The sequence below is a fragment of the Streptomyces sp. NPDC001100 genome, from assembly GCF_053598575.1.
This window is the reverse complement of the sequence record NZ_JBSFKO010000023.1, coordinates 70752-94870: the sequence shown is the minus strand read 5'-3', so window position 1 is coordinate 94870 and position 24119 is coordinate 70752. Positions and strand designations below refer to the sequence as shown.

Annotated in this window: 16 protein-coding genes and 4 pseudogenes; 14 read left to right on the top strand and 6 right to left on the bottom strand. The window is 69.5% G+C overall.

What is annotated here, in order from left to right; translation table 11 throughout:
- The first annotated feature begins 73 nt into the window (after positions 1-73).
- From ACWDEW_RS29900 to ACWDEW_RS29890, 3 genes and pseudogenes are all read left to right on the top strand, one after another.
- On the top strand, positions 74-694 hold the full coding sequence (locus ACWDEW_RS29900; RefSeq protein ID WP_200812248.1) for an L-threonylcarbamoyladenylate synthase: 621 nt from the start codon (positions 74-76) through the stop codon (positions 692-694).
- A 101-nt stretch (positions 695-795) separates the two neighbouring features.
- Positions 796-909: pseudogene (locus tag ACWDEW_RS29895) on the top strand (dienelactone hydrolase family protein); the annotation flags it as partial.
- 280 nt (positions 910-1189) lie between these two features.
- Entirely contained in the window at positions 1190-2059 is an 870-nt protein-coding gene (locus tag ACWDEW_RS29890; RefSeq protein ID WP_450516653.1) for a recombinase family protein, read from the top strand.
- 454 nt (positions 2060-2513) lie between these two features.
- Here the strand turns inward: ACWDEW_RS29890 and ACWDEW_RS29885 are convergent, their stop codons facing one another.
- Positions 2514-3113 (bottom strand): TetR/AcrR family transcriptional regulator, encoded by a 600-nt coding sequence (locus ACWDEW_RS29885; RefSeq protein WP_450516764.1) that lies wholly within the window; start codon positions 3111-3113, stop codon positions 2514-2516.
- A gap of 96 nt (positions 3114-3209) precedes the next feature.
- Between ACWDEW_RS29885 and ACWDEW_RS29880 the strand changes: the two genes are divergently transcribed.
- Positions 3210-4103, top strand: coding sequence for an SDR family NAD(P)-dependent oxidoreductase (locus ACWDEW_RS29880; RefSeq protein ID WP_450516652.1), 894 nt, complete (start codon positions 3210-3212; stop codon positions 4101-4103).
- A 33-nt stretch (positions 4104-4136) separates the two neighbouring features.
- Here ACWDEW_RS29880 and ACWDEW_RS29875 read toward each other — a convergent pair.
- Positions 4137-4463: pseudogene (locus ACWDEW_RS29875) on the bottom strand (hypothetical protein); the annotation flags it as partial.
- A gap of 214 nt (positions 4464-4677) precedes the next feature.
- Here ACWDEW_RS29875 and ACWDEW_RS29870 point away from each other — a divergent pair.
- The 3 genes and pseudogenes from ACWDEW_RS29870 (at position 4678) to ACWDEW_RS29860 (ending at position 6897) form a co-directional block, all read left to right on the top strand.
- Positions 4678-5613 (top strand): alpha/beta fold hydrolase, encoded by a 936-nt coding sequence (locus ACWDEW_RS29870; protein WP_450516650.1) that lies wholly within the window; start codon positions 4678-4680, stop codon positions 5611-5613.
- 258 nt (positions 5614-5871) lie between these two features.
- Positions 5872-6159 (top strand): annotated as a pseudogene (locus ACWDEW_RS29865) (IS110 family transposase); the annotation flags it as partial.
- A 504-nt stretch (positions 6160-6663) separates the two neighbouring features.
- Positions 6664-6897 carry an alpha/beta fold hydrolase gene (locus ACWDEW_RS29860; protein ID WP_450516648.1) on the top strand — a complete coding sequence of 78 codons (234 nt, stop codon included), beginning with the start codon at positions 6664-6666 and terminating at the stop codon, positions 6895-6897.
- Positions 6898-7235: 338 nt separating this feature from the next.
- Here the strand turns inward: ACWDEW_RS29860 and ACWDEW_RS29855 are convergent.
- Positions 7236-10444: pseudogene (locus ACWDEW_RS29855) on the bottom strand (Tn3 family transposase).
- A gap of 124 nt (positions 10445-10568) precedes the next feature.
- On the opposite strand from ACWDEW_RS29855, the gene ACWDEW_RS29850 reads away from it, so the two are divergent.
- Positions 10569-11300: a dienelactone hydrolase family protein gene (locus ACWDEW_RS29850; protein WP_450516646.1), complete on the top strand. Its 732-nt coding sequence runs from the start codon at positions 10569-10571 to the stop codon at positions 11298-11300.
- Positions 11301-11465: 165 nt separating this feature from the next.
- Positions 11466-12653, top strand: coding sequence for a glycoside hydrolase family 64 protein (locus ACWDEW_RS29845; protein ID WP_450516644.1), 1188 nt, complete (start codon positions 11466-11468; stop codon positions 12651-12653).
- Between the two features lie 67 nt (positions 12654-12720).
- On the opposite strand, the gene ACWDEW_RS29840 is transcribed toward ACWDEW_RS29845, so the two are convergent.
- On the bottom strand, positions 12721-15117 hold the full coding sequence (locus ACWDEW_RS29840; RefSeq protein ID WP_450516642.1) for a M4 family metallopeptidase: 2397 nt from the start codon (positions 15115-15117) through the stop codon (positions 12721-12723).
- Between the two features lie 284 nt (positions 15118-15401).
- Here ACWDEW_RS29840 and ACWDEW_RS29835 point away from each other — a divergent pair, with 284 nt between their 5' ends.
- The 3 genes from ACWDEW_RS29835 (at position 15402) to ACWDEW_RS29825 (ending at position 17983) form a co-directional block, all read left to right on the top strand.
- A complete protein-coding gene (locus ACWDEW_RS29835) occupies positions 15402-16646 on the top strand; it encodes an MFS transporter (protein ID WP_450516640.1) in 1245 nt (414 codons plus the stop codon).
- A gap of 97 nt (positions 16647-16743) precedes the next feature.
- Complete coding sequence (locus tag ACWDEW_RS29830) at positions 16744-16926, top strand: antitoxin (protein ID WP_450516638.1); 183 nt, start codon at positions 16744-16746, stop codon at positions 16924-16926.
- Between the two features lie 160 nt (positions 16927-17086).
- The gene (locus ACWDEW_RS29825; RefSeq protein WP_450516636.1) at positions 17087-17983 is read left to right on the top strand and encodes an MHYT domain-containing protein; all 897 of its coding nucleotides are present in this window, start codon (positions 17087-17089) and stop codon (positions 17981-17983) included.
- Between the two features lie 7 nt (positions 17984-17990).
- On the opposite strand, the gene ACWDEW_RS29820 is transcribed toward ACWDEW_RS29825, so the two are convergent.
- Entirely contained in the window at positions 17991-20285 is a 2295-nt protein-coding gene (locus ACWDEW_RS29820) for a zinc-dependent metalloprotease (protein ID WP_450516634.1), read from the bottom strand.
- An 88-nt stretch (positions 20286-20373) separates the two neighbouring features.
- Here ACWDEW_RS29820 and ACWDEW_RS29815 point away from each other — a divergent pair, with 88 nt between their 5' ends.
- Together ACWDEW_RS29815 and ACWDEW_RS29810 are read left to right on the top strand one after the other, a co-directional pair.
- Entirely contained in the window at positions 20374-21882 is a 1509-nt protein-coding gene (locus tag ACWDEW_RS29815) for a metallophosphoesterase family protein (RefSeq protein ID WP_450516632.1), read from the top strand.
- 72 nt (positions 21883-21954) lie between these two features.
- The gene (locus ACWDEW_RS29810; protein WP_450516630.1) at positions 21955-22983 is read left to right on the top strand and encodes an LLM class flavin-dependent oxidoreductase; all 1029 of its coding nucleotides are present in this window, start codon (positions 21955-21957) and stop codon (positions 22981-22983) included.
- A 2-nt stretch (positions 22984-22985) separates the two neighbouring features.
- On the opposite strand, the gene ACWDEW_RS29805 is transcribed toward ACWDEW_RS29810, so the two are convergent.
- Positions 22986-23960 carry a TauD/TfdA dioxygenase family protein gene (locus tag ACWDEW_RS29805; RefSeq protein WP_450516628.1) on the bottom strand — a complete coding sequence of 325 codons (975 nt, stop codon included), beginning with the start codon at positions 23958-23960 and terminating at the stop codon, positions 22986-22988.
- Positions 23961-24119 lie beyond the last annotated feature (159 nt).

Below are 24119 nucleotides of genomic sequence, written 5' to 3'. Positions count from 1 at the left end.
GGTACGCCCGTGCGAACCGGGCGGAGTGAGGGCCCGCGCGGCGCCCCGTGGCCGTACGGCATAAGCTCGGCGGGTGGCCAAGTACTTCGACGTGCACCCGGACAACCCGCAGCCTCGCACCATCTCGCAGGTCGCGGACAGTGTGCGGTCGGGTGCGCTGATCGCGTATCCGACCGACTCCTGCTATGCGCTGGGCTGCCAGCTGGGCAACCGTGAGGGCATGGAGCGGATTCGTACGATCCGGCATCTGAACGACCGGCACCACTTCACGCTGGTGTGCCAGAACTTCGCCCAGCTGGGCCAGTTCGTGCACATCGACAACGACGTGTTCCGGGCCATCAAGGCGTCCACGCCCGGCAGTTACACCTTCATCCTTCCTGCGACCAGGGAGGTGCCGCGCCAGCTGCTGAACGCGAAGAAGAAGACCGTCGGCGTGCGCATCCCCGACCATGTCGTCACCCAGGCCCTGCTGGCCGAGCTGGGCGAGCCGCTGCTGTCCAGCACCCTGCTCCTGCCCGACGAGGAGGAGCCGATGACCCAGGGCTGGGAGATCAAGGACCGGCTCGACCACGTGGTGGACGCGGTGGTCGACTCCGGGGACTGCGGCACGGAACCGACGACGGTCATCGACTTCTCCAGCGGCGAGGCCGAGATCGTCCGCAAGGGCGCGGGGGACGTCTCCCGCTTCGAGTGACCCCGGCGGCCGGGCCGTGATCGGGCGTGCCAGGATGATCGAACACGCCGCGCGGGGCCGGCAGCCGGCCCGGCGCCGATCCGCTGGGAGGCACCCCCGCCATGACCGCCGTACAGGGCACAGCCGTGGACATCCCCACCGAGGACGGCATCGCCGACGCCTACTGGGTGCATCCCGGTGACGGGCGGCCCCGTCCGGCCGTGCTGCTCTACCAGGGGTCCAGCCAAGGTGAGGCCAAAAGCCGCAACGGGAATGATCTTGGGGGGCGTGGGCGGCTGGCCAGGTTCCGCGACGGCCGGGGGCACGAGTGGGCGGCGACGGACATGATTGCTACCGCAATAATCTCTGACTTTCCGTCAGGCCGGATTGGCTGTTTCATAGGTGGTCGCTCGTGAAACACTCGCCCGCCCCCGCAGTCCACCTGCGGCGATCATGTTTCATAAGTTGTTGCAAACGGCTGGACTCATGAAACACCCTCATGAAACGCTCCGGAGCGTGAGCGACGACTTCAAGCGCGTGGAATCGCGCGACTGTCCGATGTCCACCTGTGCGGCCCCCGCGGGCTCCCCGTGCCGGACCGGCAAAGGCAAAGTGGCCATCCAGTACCACACCGCCCGCTTCCGCCTCGTCCCTCAACTCGCCAAGACGCTCAGCGTGCCGACCCCGGCCGTACGCAAGCCGGGGGCGGTGTGGACCGAGCTGCCCCGACCGGTGAGCGCCGGCGCCGAGCCGGTCGGGCACGTCCGCCTCGGCTACGCACGGGCCTCGACCGCCCGGCAGTCGCTCGACGCGCAGCTCGACTCCCTCGCCGAGGCCGGGGTGACCCGGGTCTTCTCGGAGAAGATTTCCACCCGCGCCACCCGGCGCCCCGAGCTGGAGGCCGCGGTGAAACTTGCTGGGGAGATTCGCTCCTCCGGCGTCGCCGTGACCCTCGTCGTCCACGAGCACAAGCGGCTCGGCCGCGGCATCGAACTCGCCCTGCTCGCCGAGGAGCTGAAGGCAAGCGACGTCGGCCTGGAGTTCCTCACCGGAGAGCTGAAAGGCTCGCACGACCCTTCCGGGATCGTGTTCACGGTGCTGGCCGCGATGTCCGGGATGGAGCGCGAGTACATCCGCGACCGCACCCTCGAAGGCCACGAGTCCGCCCGCAAGCGCGGCAAGACCATCGGTGGCGCGGGCGTCACCGACGAGGACATGCTGTCCATGGCCCTTCACCTGCGCGACCAGGAGATGAGCCTGCGCGACATTGCCAAGCGGCTCGTCATCACCACCGGCACGAAGAAGGGCCAGCACCCCTCGCCCGCCACGGTCATGCGGATGCTTCGCGAACACGACGAGCAGGCCGCCAAGGCGGTGAGCACGTGATCGCCCGGCTACTTTGCGGCTGGTGTCTGGGCTAGGACTCCGAGGCCGCCTCAGGTGCTGGCCGGCTGGCGGGGCCAGTGCGCGGTGGAGTCGCCCTCGCGCCTGCGCCGCCGGTCCCGGTAGTCGGCGCTGATGCTGATCGCCGCGTACGTGCACGAGCGGCACCTTGTCCGGCAGCCCGATCGCCCGGGCTGCCAGCAGCTTGCGGGTCTCGGTCATCAGCGGACCCGGGAGATCACCGAGGATCTGACCAGCTTTCCCGCCTCTCGTTCCTCGTCGCACGCAGTGCTGCCGACTTCGAGACCGCGGTGGAGGCAACCGCCTCCGGCTACCTGGCCGTCGCCTCTGACGCGATGCGCGGCGTCATGGAGATCGAGAACCTCCTCCTGGACTTCGCCGTCGACCCTGGCCACATCGACGGCCGGCTCACCGCCGACCAGAAGATCGCGGGAGGTCAGGTTCGGGCTGGGGCGATGGCGTGGTCGATCAGCGTCGTGGCGAGTTCGTGGGCGTCGTGGAGCGGCTCGCTGTCGTTGAGCGAGGTCGCCAGGGCCGAGGCTCCTTCGAACAGCAGGGCCAGTTGCCGTGCGAGGGTGTGCGGGTCGCGGGCGCCTGCTTCGCCGGCGGCCTCGGCCAGGCGGTCGGTCAGCCCCTGTTTGTATTGCTTGACCAGTTGCGCCACCTCGGGCATGGTGCCGGCGGCCTCGACGGCGGCGTTGTGGAACAGGCACCCGCGCATGACCCCGTCCGGCAGGTTCGGGGGTTCGCGGAACAGTGCGAGCATCCGCGCGCGCGGGTCGAGGTCCTTGCGGGCCAGTTGTGCGACGGCGGGTACCGGCGGGTCGGCGATGAAGCCGCGCAGGTAGGCGGCGACGACGGCGTCCTTGCTGGGGAAATGCTGGTACAGCGTGCGGGTGGAGACGTGGGCCTCCTCGGTGAGCCGGGCGATGCCGGTGGTGTGGATGCCGTCTCGGAAGAACAACTCCGCCGCGGCCCGCAGGATGCGGTTGCGTGCGCCCCGCCCGCCCCGCCTGATCGTCTCGGTACTGGTCACGCACTCAAGTATAGCGGTCGTTGTACTTGTGGCTTGCGATGTGCCATCATCAAGTAAAGCGTTCGCTGTACCAGTGACGAACTGTAGGAGCCTGACATGAAGTGGACCGAAGGCGATATTCCCGACCAGAGTGGGCGGGTCGCCGTGGTGACCGGCGCCAACACCGGCCTGGGCTTCGACACCGCCCGGGCCCTGGCGGAGCACGGCGCGCACGTAGTGCTGGCCGTGCGGGACGTCGCGAAGGGCAAGAACGCGGCTGCGCGCATGACCGGCAACGTCAGCGTGCAGGAACTGGACCTGACCTCTCTTGAGTCGATCCGCGCCGCCGCTTCCGGCCTGCGTGCAACCCACGGCAGGATCGACCTGCTGATCAACAACGCGGGCGTGATGTACACGCCGAAGCAGACCACCCGCGACGGGTTCGAGATGCAGCTGGGCACCAACCACCTCGGGCACTTCGCGCTGACCGGGCTGCTGCTGGACCTGCTGCTGCCCGTGCCCGGCTCCCGGGTGGTCACGGTCAGCAGCATCGCCCACCGCACCCGTGCCGGCATCCGCTTCGAGGATCTGCAGTCCGAGCGCTCCTACAGCCGCAATGCCGCCTACGGGCAGGCCAAGCTCGCGAACCTGCTGTTCACCTACGAGCTGCAACGCCGGCTCTCCCGGCACGGCACCACGATCGCCGCGGCGGCACACCCGGGGTTTTCCAACACCGACCTCATGCGCAACTCCCCCGCCGTCGTGCGTGTAACCGCCCCCTTGATCACGCCCCTGATCAGCCAGAAGGCGGACATGGGCGCGCTGCCGACCCTGCGTGCGGCCACCGACCCCGCCGTGCTGGGCGGCCAGTACTACGGCCCGGACCGGCTGGGCGGGACCCGGGGACATCCGCAGGTCGTCACGTCGAGCCCGGCGTCCTATGACGTGACCGTCCAGCAGCGCCTGTGGGCCGTCTCCGAGGACCTCACCGGCGTGAAGTTCCCTGTCTGAGGGCATGAGGGGGTGCTGGGCCCTGACGGTGCAGTTGACCGACAGCACCGAGCAGGCCAGACCCTCACGCCACACCGGTACCTGCGACCTCGCCTTCGCCGCCTCGGTCGCCTGTGACGACTTCCCGGTCCGCTCCCCGGCGGCCGGCACGGCCCGGTCGGCCTGGGCCGCGTCCTGCACCATCTTGTCCGCAGGAGCCAGCACCTCGCCGACGCGCAAACGGGCGATGACCCACCGCGTCCAGTCCCGCTCGGCCGCAGCCAACTCAGTCTGGATGCGGTCGGCCTCCTCCCGCAGCTCGTCAACGCGACGCCGAGCATCCACCTCACGCTGTTCCAGCAGCCCAACCACCGACGGCATCCACGACCTCCCGGAAAGTGACTGCATGACAGGCCACTACTCCCACGGGGCCTCCGCCCCTACGCCCGACCAGCGGAAACGCAGTCCTCAAGTCCGGAAAGACAACAGCTCCTCAGGGACGTCGATCTTTCGGCTGAAGCAGGACACAGAACTCACTACCCGGTCCGGGAATCCAGGACCGCGACGCCGCGAAGGCGGCCAGGAGGTTGAACTCATGACAGAGACGACACAGCAACCGCCGTTTGGCGAGGACTCTCCGACCAGCGAGTCCCAGGCAGTCGACCGTATCCGCCAGCGGACGGTTCAGGCAGGCGGGCTGGAGGTTCCGATCTTCGAGGCCGGCAGCGGGCCGCTGGTCCTTCTCCTCCACGGTTTTCCCGACCATGCCGCCAGCTGGAAAGGGCTTCTCGGCCGCCTTGCACAGGAAGGGTATTGGGCGGTCGCGCCCGCACAGCGCGGATACTGGCCCGGTGGCGCGGCGCCCGACGGCTCCTACCGCACGCCATCGACCGGCCAGGATGTCCTGGACATGATCGAAGCGCTCGGGCGCGAGCAGGCGGATCTCATCGGTCACGACTTCGGTGCCATGGCGGCGTACGCGGCAGCGAGCCTCGACGCGACACGTGTCCGCAAGCTTGTCGGGATGTCGGTTCCCTACGGCCCTCAAGTGGGAACCGCTTTCGCCACCAACGGTGAACAGCAGCGACGCAGCTGGTACATGTTCTTCTTTCACACAGCCATGGCGGAGATGGCCGTCGAGTTCGACGACTTCGCCTTCATCGACCGGCTCCGGCGGGAATGGTCACCCGGCTACGAGTTCCCAGAGGCGGAGCGTGCCGCGCTCAAGGACACCCTCCGCGCTGAAGGGGTTCTGACCCAGACCCTGAGCTACCACCGCCAGTTGTTCACGCCCCCCGCGGACGAGGCGGGCCAGGCCCTGGAAGCCCGGGCGAGCGGTGCCATCACCGTCCCGTCGCTCTACCTCCACGGGGCCGACGACAACAGCGTGTCCGTGGAGACGAGCGACGGCATGGAGGCCGTGTTCACAGGCGGCTTCGAACGCATCATCGTGCCCGGCGCAGGACACTTCCCGCACCTCGAGCATCCCAAGACGGTCGCCGACCACATCCTGGGCTTTCTGAAAAGCTGACCCCGTTACCTTCTTCGCGGTCCTGCAACGGGACCGCTGGCCTCCGGGCCCGGCATGACTGTGTCCCCCTGTCGAAGGCATGACCGGGGGGGTGTCACCGGGCCCGGGAGGTGCCGTCGGAGACGCTGATAAGAGGTCCGGCCACCGCCCGGTCCGGCGCAACGCTGGACAGTTCGCGGGCGGCAGGTCTGCATAACGTGGATGCGCGCGCACGACACCGACGCCAAAGGCCAGTCGAAGCAAGGGAGTTGAAGCACGATGTTCGACACCGGCGACGTGGGCGTCTTCCTCGGCCTGGACGTCGGCAAGACCGCTCATCACGGCCACGGCCTCACCCCAGCCGGGAAGAAGGTCTTCGACAAGCAGCTGCCCAACAGCGACCCGAAACTGCGGGCCGTCCTCGACAAGCTGACCGAGAAGTTCGGCACCGTCCTGGTCGTCGTCGACCAGGACGCATCCATAGGCGCCCTGCCCCTGACCGTCGCCCGGGACGCCGGCTGCAGAGTCGCCTACCTGCCCGAACTCGCGATGCGCCGGATCGCCGACTCGGAGCGCTACCGATGCTGCGCGCGGCCACCGACCCGGCCGTACTGGGCGGCCAGTACTACGGTCCGGAGCGGCTGGGCGAACCCCGGGGCCACCCGCGGCTGGTCACCTCCAGTCCCGGGTCCTACGACATGGCCGTCCAGCAACGCCTCTGGGCCGTGTCCGAGGATCTCAGCGGCGTGAAGTTCCCCGTGTAGGACGCGGCGACGTCTTGTCCCGGCGGCGCACTGCGGACGCGTGCTGCCGTCGGGGTCAGAAGGTGCGCTCGGCCACCCGCACCCGCTTGGCTGCTTGGCTGCTTGAAGCGCGATGCGCCCTTCGGCGGCCGCAACGCGAAGTGCAGGGGCTTGGAGTATGGATTCATCGGACGCGGAGGGATCGGCCAGGTACAGGCGCGTGTAGGCTGCCGCCTCCGGCTCGAAGCGCCTGGCGTCGGACCCGCCACCGTGCGCCGGGGACGCGCCGACCACCTGGCAGACCCGCAACACCCAGTACGACGCGGTGGTGAAGTGGGGCACCCCCGACTTCGGGCTGCTGCAACGACTCGCCGCGATCGAGCAGCCGGTGTTCATCGCCAACGGTGACAGCGACCCGATGATCCTGCCCTGGTACTCGCACCTGACCGCGAGCCTGATCCCGAACGCCTCCGTGAAGTTGTACCCGGACTCGGCCCACGGGTTCCTGTTCCAGCACGCGCAGGCCTTCGCGGCCGACGTCCACGAGTTCCTGGACGCGTAGATCCCGCGGCGGTGGACTCGTCGGCAGCGGAACCCTGTCGCATGCGGCAAAGCTCGGTCCGCCAGCTTCCCGGGGCCTGGCTCGCCCAGACCGGCCCGGAGCGAAGATCCTGACCACCCTCGGCGGCTGGCTCCACGGCCACGCCCGCGTCCTTGTCACCGTCGAGGGCGACAGCACCGCCAGCGGCGCACTGCTGCCCGGAACCGTCTCCTCCCAGGGACCCCCGCCTTCGGCGACCCCGTCCGCCACAGCCCCGAGACCGCCCCCGGCGGACGCCCTTCCCCCGAGGGCGCCGCCGGTGGCTTCGCCGTGTCCGCCCGGCGACCGGCATCCGGTCCTCAAGCGGCCTGGTCCTGCTCGTCGTCGGCCAGCTTGGTGAAGTCGACGTCCAGGTGGGGCTCGTACGCGTCCGGCTCCACGGTCAGTTCGTGGGTCGAGTACACGCCGAAGCGCATGATGTGCTCGGTCAGGTAGGGGGAGATCTGCGCCAGGTCCTCGGGCTCGACGATCTCGCCCTCGGCCTGCAGCTGGCGCACGACGTCGGCGATGTCCAGGGTGTTGTGGAAGATGACGGCGTTGGTCAGCAACGAGTTGAACTTCAGCGCCTTCTCCTGCTCGACGGGGTCGTTGTCGGTCAGCACACCGCTGTTGCCGAACCGCACCCACCCGGAGAAGCCGTTGAAAGCCTCGACCTTGTTGGTCGCCGCCGTCACCCGCCGGCGCATCGCCGGATCGGTCAGGTACCTCAGCAGCTGCACCGTCCGCACCACCCGCCCGACCTCGCGGAACGCGGTGTAGTGGGCGTTGCGCTTGGACCCCGAGCGCAGGCGCCGCAGCAGCAGCGAGGAGGACAGCCGGCCCTCGCGCACCGAGATCGCCACGCGCATGAGATCCCTGAAATGGGCCTCGATGAGGTCGAAGTCGATGACGTTCGCACCGCTCTCGCCGAACAGTGCGTCGATGTGGACGTAGGCGGCCTGCTTGGCGGGGCGGTAGAAGTTCAGGTCCTTCCAGTTCCTGATCCTGGGCATCAACTCGAACCCCAGCAGACACGACAAACTGAACACGGGCAGGCTCTGGCCCTGGTGTCCGCGTGGATCGTGGTCGGCTGCACCTCGGAGACGTTCTTCAGGAGCCCCTCGATGATGTAGACCGCCTCCCACACCCCGCAGGGGATGAAGTGGGTGAACAGGGCGATATAGGTGTCCGCGATGTGGTGGTACGCGATCCCACCGGGCTTCCCGTATCGAACGCTCGTCTCGGCGAGGAGGTTGTTCAGGTAGGTGTCCATGTGGGTGCCGTCGGCCGCGGCGGTGGTGCCGTCCCCCCAGGCCCGGGACAGGTCCAGCTTGGCGTGGGCGTTGACCAGGTCGGTGATCGCCTCGTTCAGCTTCGCTATCGAGAAGTGCCGGTTCGCGGTCGCGGACAGCTCGTGGCCGCTGACGCCGGGGATGTGGCGGGCCGCCTCGTAGGAACCCATGTTGGTGCCGCCCACGAAAGTCGTGATGACGTACCGGCCGAAGGGGTCCTTGAGCTTGGGGTCGTTGCCCGACATCGGCCCGAAGCGGCGCCACCACTCGATCCAGTAGGCGGTCCGCGCCGCGATCCCCATCAGCGAGCGCTCCGGCATCCGCGAGCGGATCGCCTGCTCCAGCTTCTTCGCCGAGGCGCGCACGTCGTCGCGCTTGCGCCGGTTCAAGGTGGGCGCCCCGGTGGCCGGGTCGATGAACAGGTCCTCGTTGTCCGGGTACCCGCAGTCCGCGGCCGCCGCCGCGCCGGTGAGCATCGCCTCCAGCTGAGTGCGGAACTCGCCCGCGCCGAACGGCGACACCTCGCCCTCCTCGCGCAGGCCGACCTCGACCAGGTAGGCGGGCAGCTTCGCCTCCACCTCCGCCCACGGCAGCAGTTGCTCGCTCCAGTCGGCGTACTCCTCCGAGCCGACCACCGCCACATCCCCGGTCCGCAGCTCGTCGGCGAGGTTGCAGAACACCATCGCCTCGAAGTGCCGGCGCACGAACGAGCCCGGCCGCGACCTGTCACGGATGATCTTGTTCCAGTTCTGGGTGGCGAACGAGGTGTCCACCGGCTTGCCCGCCTCGTCCAGGACCGGGATGTAGTCCCGCGAGGTCCGGTGCCGCTTGGCATGGGCCAGGGCAGCAAGGACCCGCGAGTCCTCGCTGGTGGCGGTCAGCTCCAGCTTGTCGGTGAGCTCGAACATCAGCGCCCGGTCCCGTTGCAGGTGCCCGTACAGCAGCACCTCCCAGTTGTCGCCGTGGTGGGCGGTGACCTTCTCGATCTGCTGGTACTGCTGCGCGAAGCCCCCGAAGGCGTCCACTGCGGCGGTCACCGCGCCCAGGCCCCCGGCCTGCGCGCGCAATGCCCCGATCAGCGCCAGCAGCGCGGGCGAGACCCCGCTGCCGCCGCCCAGCAGCCTGGCGACGTCCCCGGCGGTGGCCTGCGGGTCCAGGCCCTTCAGCGCCTTCAGCGCGTCCCGGGTCAGCTCGGCGGCCCTGGCCTGGGCCTCCTGCGCGGGGCCGCCGGCGTCGACCTGCAGCAGCAAGGTGCGGTAGTTCGCCACCAGCGCCTCCACGATCGCCTGCTGGTGCTTGCGGATCTCCTCCAGCTCGTCCCTCGACTTCTTCACCTTGATCGCCACGCGCTTGCAGAACATCGTCGCCAGGTCGTCGCGCGCCCGCATCCTCGCCTTGTGCGCCAGGCAGGCCATCACCGCCACCCGCTTGACCACGGCGTAGTCCCGCAGCACCCCGGCATCGGCCGCAGCCGCCTCCCCTGCGAAGTCGGTGACCTTCCCCGAGGCCACCCCCTCCAGCCAGGACCCCGTCTCGCCCAGCTCATCGACCCATTCCAGCTGGTTCATCTGGTCCTTGAAGTGCGACCAGGTCGCCCGCTGCGCGTGCTGCTTGAGCCGGTTGAACGGCGACTTCGCCCCCGGCACCAGGACGTCGACCTCCAGCAGCCGCAGCAGACCAGCCCGCCGGTCCTCGCCCATGCGCTCCCAGATGCCCGCGCAGATCCCGGTGTTCACCTCCGCGCGCACGGCCGAGGCCATGTGATCCAGGGTGGAGAACGCCGGCAGCTCAAGATCCGCCTCCACCAGCTTCTCCAACGCCACGTTGATCAGGTCCGCCGGATTGTTCTTCGACTCCGCCTCCACCCGGATCGTCTCCCGCGCCAACTCACGGGCCCGCTTGCCGTCGTAGCGCACCCCCACCCGCCGCCGCACCCACGTCCGGTGCTGTTCAGCCGTCCGCTGCGACGCGTAGAGCGGCAGCATGCCCTCCGGCAGATCCACCGCCCGCCGCACGAAGTCCACCACCAGGTCCGGGATCTCCTCCAGCCGCGGGAAGCACCCCATCCGCTGGTAGGACTTCAACATCAGCAACAGCGCGAGCTGGTGCTCTTTCGAGTTCGTCTGCTCAACCGCCCACTGGCTCTCCTCAAGCCCCGGCGAGAAGAACAGGTGCAGCTCACGCGCGGTGATCAGCCGCTTAAACCGCGGATACGCGGTCCGCTCGATCGACGTCATTCATGCCCCATACGACCCGTGGCCAACAGTGAACGCAGGCGTCACACCCGCGCCCGCGGGGGCATCGTCGCGGTCACGGGCCTCCCATGAAGGCCCAATCGCCATACTCATGACAAAGTCTCAGATGTCGGACCAGGAAAGCCGCCCACGGCCCCCAAGATCATTCCCGTTGCGGCTTTTGGCCTCACCTTGGCTGGACCCCTACCAGGACGCCTTCGGGCTGCGCCCGCATCTGCGGTCGATGGCCGACCGGCTGGCCGGAGCCGGTTACGCGGTCCTGGTGCCGAACGTGTTCTACCGGCAGGGGCGTGCGCCCGTGGTCGAGTTGCCCGAGTTCATCGATCACGACGGACGTCCGGAGATCTTCGAGAAGGTCGGCCCGCTGATCATGGGGTTCGCCCGGCACCCCGAACTGATCGAGCGGGACTCCGAGGCCTATCTGCGCTGGCTGGCCGAGTCCCCGCTGGTGGTCGACGGGCCGGTCGCGATCACCGGGTACTGCATGGGCGCCCGCCTCGCGCTCTACACCGCGGGCGCGCACCCGGACCGGGTAGCGGCGGTGGGCGGCTTCCACGGCGGGCGGCTGGCCACCGACGACCCGGACAGCCCGCACCTGGCCGCCGAACACATCACCGCCGAGCTGTACTTCGGCCACGCCGACCAGGACCCCTCGCTGCCCGAGGACCAGATCAAGCGGTTCGAGGACGCGCTGACCGCGGCCGGTGTCCGGCACCGCTGCGAGGTCTACCCGGGCGCCCACCACGGCTACACGCAGGCCGACACCTCGGCGTACGACGCGGAGGCCGACGAGCGTCACTGGGTCGCGCTGCTCGACCTGCTGAACCGTACGTTCTGATCGACAGACCGCTTTCACTGATTCAATCCAGGTGCCCACGAAGCGAGTTGCCGTGGGCACCTTTCGTTCAACTCATTGACATGCTCTCGACCCGGCGCGACGCTGAGAGCGCTCTCACACAGGTACGGACCAATTTCTCGTACACCCCCCACACGGAGGTGAGTAGTGCTCGGCAGAATCCTGCGCCGACTGGGCGCCGCGACCGCGGTGGCCACGATGCTCGCGCTGGCCACACCGCTGACGGCGGACGCGGCGGTGCCCGCCACGATCCCGTTGAAGATCACCAACAACTCGGGCCGCGGCGACGCGGTCTACATCTACAACCTGGGCACCAACCTGGCCACCGGCCAGCAGGGTTGGGCCGACGCGGCCGGCACGTTCCACGCCTGGCCGGCCGGCGGCAACCCGCCCACCCCGGCACCGGACGCGTCGATCGCAGGCCCGGCGGCCGGACAGTCCACCACCGTCCGGATCCCCAAGTTCTCGGGCCGCATCTACTTCTCGTACGGCCAGAAGCTGGTGTTCAAGCTGACCACCGGCGGTCTGGTGCAGCCGGCCGTGCAGAACCCGACCGACCCGAACCGCGACATCCTCTTCAACTGGTCCGAGTACACGCTCAACGACTCCGGACTGTGGATCAACAGCACCCAGGTGGACATGTTCTCCGCGCCGTACGCGGTCGGGGTGCAGCGGTCCGACGGGAGCACGGCCAGCACCGGACACCTCAAGTCGGGTGGCTACACAGGCTTCTTCAACGCGCTGCGCGGACAGCCCGGCGGCTGGGCCAACCTGATCCAGACCCGGTCGGACGGCACGGTTCTGCGAGCGCTCTCACCGACCTACGGCATTGAGACGGGCGCCCTGCCCAGCACCGTGATGGACGACTACGTCAACCGCGTCTGGTCGAAGTACTCGTCGTCGACCCTGACCGTGACGCCGTTCGCCGACCAGCCGAACACCAAGTACTACGGCCGGGTGTCGGGCAACGTCATGAACTTCACCAACAGCTCCGGCGCGGTCGTCACCACGTTCCAGAAGCCGGACGCGGCGAGCATCTTCGGCTGCTACAAGTACCTCGACGCCCCCAACGACCTGGTGCGCGGCCCGATTTCACGCACACTGTGCGCGGGCTTCAACCGCTCCACGCTCCTGGTCAACCCGAACCAGCCGGACACCACCACGGCGAACTTCTACCAGGACACGGTGACCAACCACTACGCGCGCAAGATCCACGCGCAGATGGCGGACGGCAAGGCGTACGCCTTCGCGTTCGACGACGTCGGCGCCCAGGAGTCCCTGGTGAACGACGGAAACCCGCAGCAGGCCTATCTCACGCTGGACCCGCTGAGTTGAACAAGACCGGAACACCCCGCACGCCTGGGGGCGCGTGCGGGGTGCCGGACGGAACAGGTGGAGCCGATCAGCTGGTCGTGACGGCGGTGTCGTCGATCACGAAGCTGGTCTGGAGCGAGGAGTCCTCGACCCCGCTGAACTTCAGGGCGACCGTGGTGCCCGCGAAGGCCGACAGGCTGAAGGACTTCGCCACGTAGCCGCTGGCCGCGTTGAGGTTGGAGTAGGTGGCCAGGGTGGTCGATCCGGCGGTGACCGTCAGCTTGTCGTACGCGGTGCTGGTGGTGGTCTCGGCCGTGTCGATGTGGATGTAGAAGGTGAACGTCGTCCCGGTGCAGCCGCTCGGGATCGTCACCGACTGGGACAGCGTGTCGGTGTGGGTCGAGCCGTAGCCGTCGAGCCACGCCTTGTACGAACCGGTGCGGGCCGCCTCACCGGTGTCCGTGGTGATGACCCCACTGGTCGCGGTCCAGGTGGTGTTCCCGGACTCGAAGCCCGCGTTGCCCAGCAACTGCGTCGAGGTGCAACTGCCGCCCCCACCGCTGGAACTGACGGTCCAGGTGAAGGACGCGGTACCGGTCGCCCCGGTGCTGTCGGTGACGGTCACCGTGGTGCTGTAGGTGCCCGCCGTCGTCGGGGTCCCGGTGATGGCACCCGTGGAGCTGATCGACAGACCGGTCGGCAGTCCGGTCGCGGCGTACGTCAGGGTGCCGCTGTTGGTGGAGCTTGCCGCGATCTGCAGGCTGACCGCCGTGCCGACGGTGGAGGACTGGCTGCCCGGGTTGGTGACCGTGACCCCGCTGGTCGGCACGGTGATGTGGCTGCCGACGTTGATGCCGGCGAAGGCGTTGCCGACTCCCGCGTACTGCACGGAACTCGTGCCGTACAGCGCCGCTGCCGCGTTGAGCGCTGCGGTGCGGGCTGCGGCGTAGTTGGTGCTGGACGTCATGTACGTCGTCAGCGCCTTGTACCAGATCTGCAGGGCCGCGGCGCGGCCGATACCCGCGACAGCCACGCCGTCGGAGGTGGTGCTGGTGTAGGTGGTGCCGTTGATGACCTTGGTGCCACTGCCCTCGGAGAGCAGGTAGAACATGTGGTTCGCCGGGCCCGAGGAGTAGTGGACGTCGAGGTTGCCGACGCCGGAGTACCAACTGTCCGCGGAGCCGCCGTCCTTGCTCGGCTTGTCCATGTAACGCAGCGGCGTGCCGTCGCCGTTGATGTCGATCTTCTCGCCGATGAGGTAGTCGCCGACGTCACTGCTGTTGTTGGCGTAGAACTCCACGCCGGTGCCGAAGATGTCGGAGGTCGCCTCGTTCAACCCGCCCGACTCACCGGTGTAGTTGAGCCCGGCGGTGTTGGAGGTGACACCGTGGCTCATCTCGTGGCCGGCCACGTCCAGCGAGGTCAGCGCGTGCGTGGAGCCCGAGCCGTCGCCGTACGTCATGCAGAAGCAGCTGTCGTCCCAGAACGCGTTGACGTACGCCGTGCTGTAGTGGACGCGGGAGTAGGCGGCGACGCCGTCGTTCTTGATGCCGCTGCGGCCGAAGGTGTTCTTGTAGAAGTCCCAGGTCTCCTGGGCGCCGTAGGCCGCGTCGGCGCCCGCGGTCTGGGTGTTGGAGCCGGAGCCGGTGCCCCACACGTCGTCCGCGTCCGTCATCAGGGTGCCGGTGCCGGACGTGGCGTTGTTGAGGCTGTACGTCTTGTGGCCGCCGCGCGTGGTGTCGTACAGCTGGTACGTCGAGCCGGACAGCGTGGTGCTCAGCGAGACCGTGCCGCTGTACTGGGTGTTGCCGGTGCCGGTCTCGATGCCCTGGAAGCGGGAGAGTTCCTTGCCGGTGGTGGCGTCGGTGATGACGTGCAGCTGACTCGGCGTGCCGTCGTCCTGGAAGCCGCCGATCACCGTCTCCCAGGCGAGCTTCGGGGTGCCGTCGCCGGCCCAGATCACCTTCCGGGCGCTGTCGGTGCTCGGCGCCTTGGCGTCGAGGGCCTTCGCGGTGGTGAGCGCCTTGGTCTCGGCCGCCGACTTGGCGACGGACGCGGTGGTGGAGGGGACGGTGAGGGTGTGCTTGTTGTTGAAGGTCGCGCTCACCGTGCCGGTCGCCTGCGCGGCGGGCGGGGTGTGCACGACGAGGTCGCCACCGAGGACGGGCAGACCGGCGTAGGTGCGCTCGTACCGGGTGTGAACGGTGCCGTCGTTGTCCTTGACGACGTCCTTGACGACCAGCTTCTCCTTGGCGCCGAGGCCGAGGGTGCGGGCGGTCTTCGTGCTGTTCGCGGTGGCGCTCTTCACCAGGGCGGTGCGCTGTGCCGGGGTGAGCTTCGCCTCCAGGCTGCCGGTGCGCAGCGGGCTGGGGTGGGGGGACGCGGGCTTCGCGCTCGCCGGAACCGACTGGATGCCGACGGCGAGGAGCGCGGCGGTGGAGATCAGGGCTCCAACCGCGGTCCGCTTGCGGGGGATGCGTCTCACTCGTACTCCTCCTGCGACGGCCGCGGACGCGGCCGGTGACAGACCGGACAGCCGGGTCTGCTGTCCGGGAGAGCTGAGCTGTGCGGGGCCGACCGAACTTTGACCGATCCATGGAGGATCCGTGGGGTAGCTGCGTGGAGGATGACAGCGTTGACCCGTCCATGTCACGCAGGGTCGGGGCACTCAAGGGTTTTCCCTCTGTCACCCGGCCCAACTTGCGTCGCGGACCGGCCACTTGCGATCCCCGAAGGTGACGGGGGATTCTCGCCGGGTACGGGCCGATCATGCCGCGTCTGGTGGATGTCCCCGGGTACACACGTTTCTGGACCGCCTCCGCCGTCTCGGCGTTCGGCTCCCAGGTGTCGGGGCTCGCCCTGCAGATCCTCACCGTCGTCACACTGAGCGCGTCCGCGACCGAGGTGGGCCTGGTCAACGCGGCCCGCCGGGCGCCCTGTCTGCTCTTCGGCCTGGTGGCCGGGGTCCTGGTGGACCGTTGCCGGCGCAAGCCGGTGCTGGTGGCCATGGATCTCGGCCGGGCCGCTCTGCTCGGCGCGATTCCGCTGCTGTACGCCCTGGACCGGCTCGACATCGCCACCCTGTGCACATGCGTCTTCGCCTTCGGGGTGCTCTGTCTGTTCTTCGACGCGGCCAACCACTCCTACGTACCGCAGCTGGTCCCCCGAGAACTCCTGAACGCGGGGTACGCCCGGGTGGGACAGGCCGACGCGGTGGCCGGATCGACCGGGCCGCTGATCGCCGGCGTGCTGATCAGGCTGCTGGGCGCATCGCTCGCCGTGCTCGTGGACGCGGCCAGCTATCTGGCCTCCGGTCTGCTGCTCACCTCGGTGCGCGCCCATGATCCGGTGCCCGACCGGGGCGCGCGGCGCGGTCTCCTCCGCGAGCTGCGGGAGGGGGTGGCCTGGGTCTACCGGCACCGGATCGTGGCGTCCATCGCGCTGACCTCGCACCTGATGCTCCTCTTCAACACCGTGGTCAGTACGGTCTTCGTCGTCTTCGCGCCGCGTGACCTGCGGATCGGGGACTTCGGTCTGGGCGTGACCTACGCCTGCGCGGGACTCGGCGGAGTGCCAGGCGGCGCGTTCTCGGGTCGGGTGGCGAAGAGGCTGGACGTCGGCGCCACCCTGATCGCGGGCCGCGTCCTCGCCGCCGTCGGCTGGTTGCCGCTGGTCCTCGCCCACCGCGGACCAGCGGCCCTGGTCGGCACGTCCGCGGCCTTCTTCGTGGTGTCCGGGGCGATCTCGCTCGAAAGCCCGCTGGAGATGAGCTACCGCCAGGCGGTCACGCCCGACCGGCTGCGAGGCCTGACGAACGCCACGATCCGCTCGTTCAACTGGGGAATGGTGGCCATCGGGGCACCCCTCGGCGGACTCCTCGCCGACCACGTCGGCTACCGGTTCGCCCTGTCCGTTGGGCTGACCGGAGCGGTCCTCCAGGCAGTCGCGCTTGCCGCGTCCCGCACCCGCGAGGCCCGTGTCGCCGACGGACACGAACCGCTCGTACCCGCCTGATGCCGGGTGGCGGCCGACCCCGCCCGGCACCGAAATGCGGCTTCGGTGAACGCGGGGGATGCTGGGAGGGCCAACGCACGTCCGAAGGAGGACACCCATGTCGTTCATGGAAAAGGTCAAGGGAATGCTGGGTCAGCATCCCGACAAGGCCAAGCAGGGCGTGGACCGCGCGGGAGACATGATCGACGAACGCACCGGCGGCAAGCACGCCAAACAGGTCGACATGGCGCAGGACAAGGCCAACGACTACATCGACCGCGAGAAGCCGCAACAGCCCTGACCGCCTGACCTCATCTGTCCGTGTATCGCCCTCGATGCGCCCCAAGTGGTCCCTGAAAGTGGAGACTTGGTCAAGTACAGATGTGAAAGCGGTGCGCGGCCGGGCCTTGATTCGTACATACTCCCCCACAGAAAGCCAGGACTCTGGGGGGAGTTGGCTCATGCAAGGCACGATCGACGGATTCCGCTACGGTGCGGTGACTCCGGTGGCGGCATATCTGATGGCCTGCCTAGGAGGTGCTCTGGGACTGCGCTGCGTGGTGCGGTCCCTGCACAACAAACATTCGTGGAAGGCAGGTTGGCTCGCGCTGGGCGCGACCTCGATCGGCAGCGGCATCTGGACGATGCACTTCATCGCGATGCTCGGCTTCCGGGTCGAGGAGACCCGCATCGGCTACGACGTCGGCCTCACGGTGCTGAGTCTGGCCGTGGCGATCGTCATGGTCGCCGTCGGAGTGTTCGCCGTGGGGTACCGCGGCGCCACCACCGGCACGCTCGCCGGGGCGGGTGTGATCACCGGTCTCGGGGTCGCCGCGATGCACTATCTGGGCATGTCGGCCCTGCAGTTGAACGGCAACATCGAGTACCGGACCAGCACGGTCGCGCTCTCCATCGCGATCGCCATCGTCGCCGCGACGGCGGCCCTGTGGGCGGCCGTCTCCATCCGGGGCTTCCTCGCGAGTCTGGGCGCCAGCCTGGTGATGGGTGTCGCCGTGTCCGGTATGCACTACACGGCGATGGCCGCCGTGAGCGTCCATCTGCACAGCACCGGCGGGGCGTGGACGGGCGACTCGGCCACCTCGCTGCTGCTGCCCATGCTGCTGGGGCCGATCATCTTCCTGCTGCTGGCCGGGGTCGTCGTGATGTTCGACCCGCTGCTGGTGATGGGCGAGGGCAACTGGGACCGTTCCTTCGCCCGGCATCCCGTCGCCCCGGAAACGGCTGACGAGCGAGCGGATCCGGCCCTCACCGCACGGGACTCGGCACCCCGGGCCGTGGTGACCAACAGCGGTCGCCGCGGCCCGAGTCCGGCCCCCGGTCGCCGCAGACCCCGGTAGCGGCGACTCAGTTGGGCGCGCCCGGCGGCACCCAGGGCAGCGGGTCGAGCCGCACCGAGCCGGGGTCGGCGAGGAAGGCGCGGATCAACTCCCCTGCCTCACGGGCCTGTTCGTCGCCCTGGCAGCGCAGCTCCGTCGCGAGCCGCCGCACGGCACCGCGCAACGACATGCGCACCGGAGTGTGCAGTGCGGTGTCGTCGAGCAGGGTCAGCAGGTGGGTGAGGAGGGTCGAGTCCGCCGCGTGCTGCACGGCGGCCCCGCCGAGCAGATCACCGGCTACGGGGTCGCTGCGGCGCCAGGTCGCCGCGAGGAGCGCGTCGACGATCTCCGCGACACCGGGCACCGCCGGGTCGGCCGCGTGCTGCCAGGCGACCCGGTTGAGCCGGGCCGGCTCCAGCAACTGCTGGGTCACCAGGGCGGTCGCGGCCCGTACGGCCTCGAAGGGGTCGAAGATCCGTCCGGCACCCGTGTCGAGGTACTGCTCCGTCCGGCCGTAGCGGATCGCGGGCGGGGTGAGGGTGTCCAACACCGTTCGCGGCAGGGCGAGTTGTTCGGCGCGCAGTAGTTCGGCGAGCCGGGTCAGTGCCGTGTGCTGAGTGGCCGCGTCGACGGCTTCCGCGCCCCGGCCGGCATTGCCCGCGAGACCGTACGCGTACCGCACCCCGCCCACCAGCCTGGCCACGGCCGCCACCTCGTGCCGGTGCAGGAGGTGCAACAGGGCGGCACGTTCCTCCAGTTCGCCGGTCTGCCGGTCGGGCGGCAGCACTCCCCGGGAGAATCCGTCCAGGGCGATACGGCGGACCCGCAGCATCGTCTCCAGCGACTGGAGGGCGTCCGATCCGCTCACCCAGGGCACTGCGTCGGCGTGCGCGGCGTGCGGGCCCTGGGCGTCCTCGTCGGAGACGTAGGTGAGACCGGCCTCGGCGGCTTCCCGGCGCAGCGCGGCGAGCGCGGTCTCCTCCTCGCCCTCGCCTTCGCCGAACCGTCCGTAGGCGTGCGCGACCAAGTAGTGGTCCCACGGCCCGAGTTCGGTGCCGTACGCGGCGGAGAGGTCGAGATCGCCGTCCTCGGTGACGCGGATGCGGGCGTGCGGGTAGTCCATGACGGACGGTTCGGGGTGTCCCGAACCGGCGAAGTTGTGCATGAAGCCGAGTGCGTGGCCGATCTCGTGCGCGGCCAACTGGCGCAGCCTGGCGAGCACCAACTCCTCGACGGCGGCGAGCCGTTCGGCCTCGTCCGGGTGGCCGTAGGGGGCGAGGAGTGCCTCGCCGAGGGCGCGGACCTGCTCGACGCGCTGGGAGCCGAGCCGTACCCGGGCGTGCAGGATCTCGCCGGTGCGCGGGTCGGTCAGCCCCTGTCCCAGCGACCAGCCGCGGCCGGCCCGGTGCACCCAGACCACGCCGTTGACGCCGGGCTCGTAGGGGTCGAAGCCCGCGCCACCGGGCTCGACCCGGTAGGCGTCCGGGAGGCCGGTCCGGGCGAAGGCCCGCTGCCACCAGTTGCCGCCCTCGACGACCGCCGAGCGGAAGGGTTCGGGGACGGCCGGGTCGACCTGGAAGACGATCGGGTCGCCGCCGGGTTCCGCTCGGAAGCGGGGCTGGAATCTGACCTGGGTGCCCGCCCGGCCGACGAGGCCGTGGTCGGCGTAGCCGATGCCGTAGCCGCCCGAGGCGGGGTGGTAGCGGCGGACGGGCAGCGGGGTCGCGGGCAGCCGCATCAGGTTGAGCTGCTGGACGACGGTGATCGCGCGCGGGTCGGCGGCCACGGCCTGGACCGCCCGGCCCCGGCCCGGGCCCCGGAAGGTGAGGAGCGCGGGCAGCCGGACGGCGCGCGGCCCGCTGCGGCTGTCGGCGACGAGCGGGAGGCTCGCCGACTCCTCGATCGCGTAGTCGCCCTGCTCGTGTGCGTGCAGATGCTCGGCGACCCGGTCGTGGTCGGCGACGACCAGGCCGGTCGCGTCGACGACCGCCGCCCCGTTCTCCTCCCGCAGCACGGGCCCGCTCCATACCACGGACAGCGCGAACGACTCGTCCCCGGCCCGTACGGCGGCCTCGTCGCCAGAGGTGAGGAAGTGTTTGTTGCGTACGGCGAGCAGGACCCGGTCGCCGATCCGGCGGAACTCCGCGAGCCGCGCCTTGCCGGCTCTGCCCCGGTCCAGCCACAGGTCGCTGGAGCCGAGGCCCTGGGAGAGGGAGACGGTGAGGAGGAAGGGTTCGTCGAAGTGGCGGATGCCCAACAGCAGCCGGTCCGACCGGAGTTCGGGGTCGGGGAGCAGATCGATGAAGTCGGCTTCGCCGGGCATGCGGGGGCCTTTCGGTTGAGCGTCGTCGAGTTGATGTTGCCAGGCCCCCGCTTCTCGCCCCGCCATGGCTCGTTGTTACGGTTCGCCGGTGTCTGAATCCTCACGCGATACCGCCGAAGGTGCCGGTTGGGGCACCGCGGAGCGCGGCGCGTACCAGCAACTCATGCCGACCCACGTCCAGAAGGTCTCGTGGCTCGATCCGAAGACCCTGTGGGCCGCGCGCAACGGTGTGCTGGCCTCCTGGTTCGGGGACCCGACCGGCGACACCCGCAGCCGCTGGGTCGCGCAGCGCACGGCAGCCGGCGCCCCCGCCGACAAGGTGATCCGGCACGACGACGCGGACACCTTCTCCTTCATGGTCATCGGTGACACGGGCGAGGGCGACGATCCCCAATACGCCGTCGTGCCAGGGTTTCTGAAGGCCAGTCAGGGGACGGACTTCGCCGTCATAGCCAGCGACGTCATCTATCCCGTCGGCACCGCGGACGACTACGGCACGAAGTTCTTCCGGCCGTACCAGGACTATCCGGCACCCATCTACGCGATACCCGGCAACCACGACTGGTACGAGGGCCTCGGCGGCTTCATGCGCGTCTTCTGCGACGACGCGCCCGCGCTGCCCGCACCGGAGTCGAAGCCGCGCCCGCTGACCCGGGCCTGGTGGCGCTCGCTGCTGTGGCACCACCCCCGCCCGAACGACGGCGAACACCTGAACATGGAACGGGAGTTGCGTTCCTCTCCGCTCCAACAGGCCATCCAGCCGGGCCCGTACTGGGCAATCGACGCGGGACCCGTGCGGATCATCGGTATCGACACGGGTCTGTTGGGCACGATCGACGCCGAACAGGGCGCCTGGCTGCGGGAGGCGGCGAAGGGGCCGAAGCCGAAGATCCTCGTCACGGGCTCGCCGCTGTACGTGGACGGCAAGTACGACCCCTGTGCCATCGAGGGCGGCGGCACGGTCGACGACATCGTCCGCGATCCGGACCACCACTTCGTGGCGGCGATCGGCGGCGACATCCACAACTACCAGCGCTATCCGGTGCGGTTGGACGACGGGCGCACGCTCCAGTACGTGGTCTCGGGCGGCGGCGGCGCGTTCATGCACGCGACCCACACCGTCCCCCGCGTCGACATCGGCAACGTCACCGAGCAGGACTTCCGCTGCTATCCGCTGCGCGGCGACTCCCTCGCCTTCTACAGCAGGCTCTACGGGCGCCGACTGCACCTGCGGCGCTTCTTCACCCTCACCGAGGCCGAGGCGTCTGCCGTGATCTGCGAGCGCCTCGGCATCCCACCGACCCGCACCCCGGGCCCACCGGTCCGTATCACCCGGCGGATCCGGCTGGTCGCGAGCCTGCTGGGCGCGGGCGGCCGTCCGGACCGCACCTCGCGCTTCCGCCTCCCGGTGCGCAAGATCTACACGCAACTCTTCTCGCCCAGCTCGGTGACGTACAGCCCGCCGTTCTTCAAGTGCTTCCTGCGGCTGGACGTCACCCCGGAGGCGGTCCGGCTGCGCTGCTTCGCGGCCACCGGCAACCGCGACCAGGAGATCGACCCGCCGGTCGAGGACGAGATCACCATCCCGCTGCGCTGATCACACGCCCGCAATGTTCACCTGCCACAATCGGGACAGAACAGCACTGACGTACGACCGCCGGAGGAGCCCGTGCCGCCCACCTCACGCCCGTTGCGGAAGCTGGGCTTCCTGACGATCGGCCTGTTCGACGAGGCCGATCCGCGCCGGGGTCACGAGTCGACACTGGAGATCATCGAACTCGGCGAACGGCTCGGCTTCGACAGCGCCTGGCTGCGCCACCGCCATCTCCAGTACGGCATCTCCTCCCCCGTCGCGATCATGGCGGCGGCCTCGCAGCGCACCAGCCGGATCGAACTCGGCACCGCAGTGACACCGCTCGGCTGGGAGAACCCGCTGCGGCTGGCGGAGGACCTGGCGACCGTCGACATCCTGTCCGGGGGCCGCATCAACCCGGGCGTCAGCGTCGGCCCGCCGATGCACTACGGCCAGGTCAAGGAAGCGCTGTACCCCGACACGGCCGACGCCGAGGACTTCGGCTACGAGCGGGTGCGGCGGCTCGTGGACTTCGTCCGCGGCAAGCCGGCCACCGACTTCAGCGGCGTCGAGGGCTTCGAGGTGTTCTCGGACCGGGTGCAACCGCACTCCCCCGGTCTGGGCCGTCGCCTCTGGTACGGCGGCGGCAGCGCGAGTTCGGCGAAGTGGGCCGGCGAGCACGGCATGAACTTCCTGACGAGCAGCGTCGTCAAGGCCGAAGGGCCGGACGAGTCAAGGGACTTCGCCGAGATCCAGCTCTCCCACATCCGTACGTTCCGCGCCCACCACCCGGACGGGGAGGCCGCCCGCGTCTCCCAGGGGCTGGTCGTGATCCCCACCGACTCCGCGTCGCCCGAACAGCGGGCGAAGTACGAGGAGTTCGCCCGTAAGCGCACTCCCCGTACGACGTCACCGCAGGGCCCGGCCCGGCTGATGTTCGCGCCGGACATCGTCGGCACCTCGGAGGAGATCGCCGAACTCCTGGGCGCCCACGCCGCGTTCAGGGAGATCGACGAGGTGGCGTTCGCGCTGCCGTTCACCTTCGAGCACGAGGACTACGTGCAGATCCTCACGGACATGGCGACCAGGCTCGGACCGGCACTCGGCTGGCAGCCCGCCGTCTGACCTCACCAGCGGCCCGGCTCCGTACCGACGATCGGCTCCGACGGCTTGCCGTCGACGCCCACCGGTATGTCGCCGGTGAGCATCACCCGGTGCATGGTCCGGGGGAAGCCGAGGTGGGCGTTGTCGCTGGGGGCGAGGTGGATGGTGGCCCGGTTGTCCCAGAAGGCCACGCTGCCCGGCTCCCAGCGGAAGCGGACGGTGTACTCGGGCCGGGTCGCCTGTGCGAGCAGCATGTCCAGGATCGCGGCGCTCTCCGCGCGGGAGATGTCGGTGATCTGCTCCAGGTAGTAGCCGTTGACGTACAGCACCCGCTCCCCCGTCTCGGGATGCACCCGTACGAGTGGGTGCACCGAGGCGACCTGGTGGTCCAGCAGATGGCGGACGTACGCGTCGTCGCCGGGCCGCGGCTGATAGCCGACGCCGAGCCGGTGCTCGGCCCGCAGTCCGTCCACGAACTCCCGTACCGGCTGCGACAGTCCGGCGTAGGCGGCGGCCAGGTTGGACCACGTGGTGTCGCCGCCGTACGGCGGGACCGTCTCCGCGCGCAGGATCGTCGCGGCCGGCGGATCGATACGGGCGCCGTGGTCGCAGTGCCAGCCGCGCAGCAGAGTGTGCCTGCGGCGCTCCAACCACTCCTCGTGCTCCATGCCGAACCGGCCGCCCAACTCCAGCCGGTCGGCGGTCGTCTCGACCTCGGGGAAGCCTGCCGGTGAGGCGCTGCCGCGACGGCCGAGCACGACCGGTTCGCCGAACCTCCGCGCGAAGGCCACATGCCCGGCATGGTCGAGCCGTTGGTCCCGGAAGAACACGACCTTCCAGCGCAGCACCGCCGCCCGGATCGCGGCCACCACGGAGTCGTCGAGTTCACCGGCCAGATCGACACCGGTGATCTCGGCCCCGATGTGTCCGGCGGCCGGCTTCACCTCCAGGCCGTCCCCCCGCACCGCCTCGTCCGTCGTACCGCTGTCCTTCGTCATGCGCGCTCCGTCGTCGTACCTGCTCGGTCGGTCGTGCCCACCGGGTCGTACCCAGGTCGTACCGGGTTCAAGAAGATCGTGACAGCGATCACCGCACAAGGCGACAGGGCTCCCTGGCGCCCATACTGGCTCTACCGCGCAGCCAAGGGAAGGTCGATC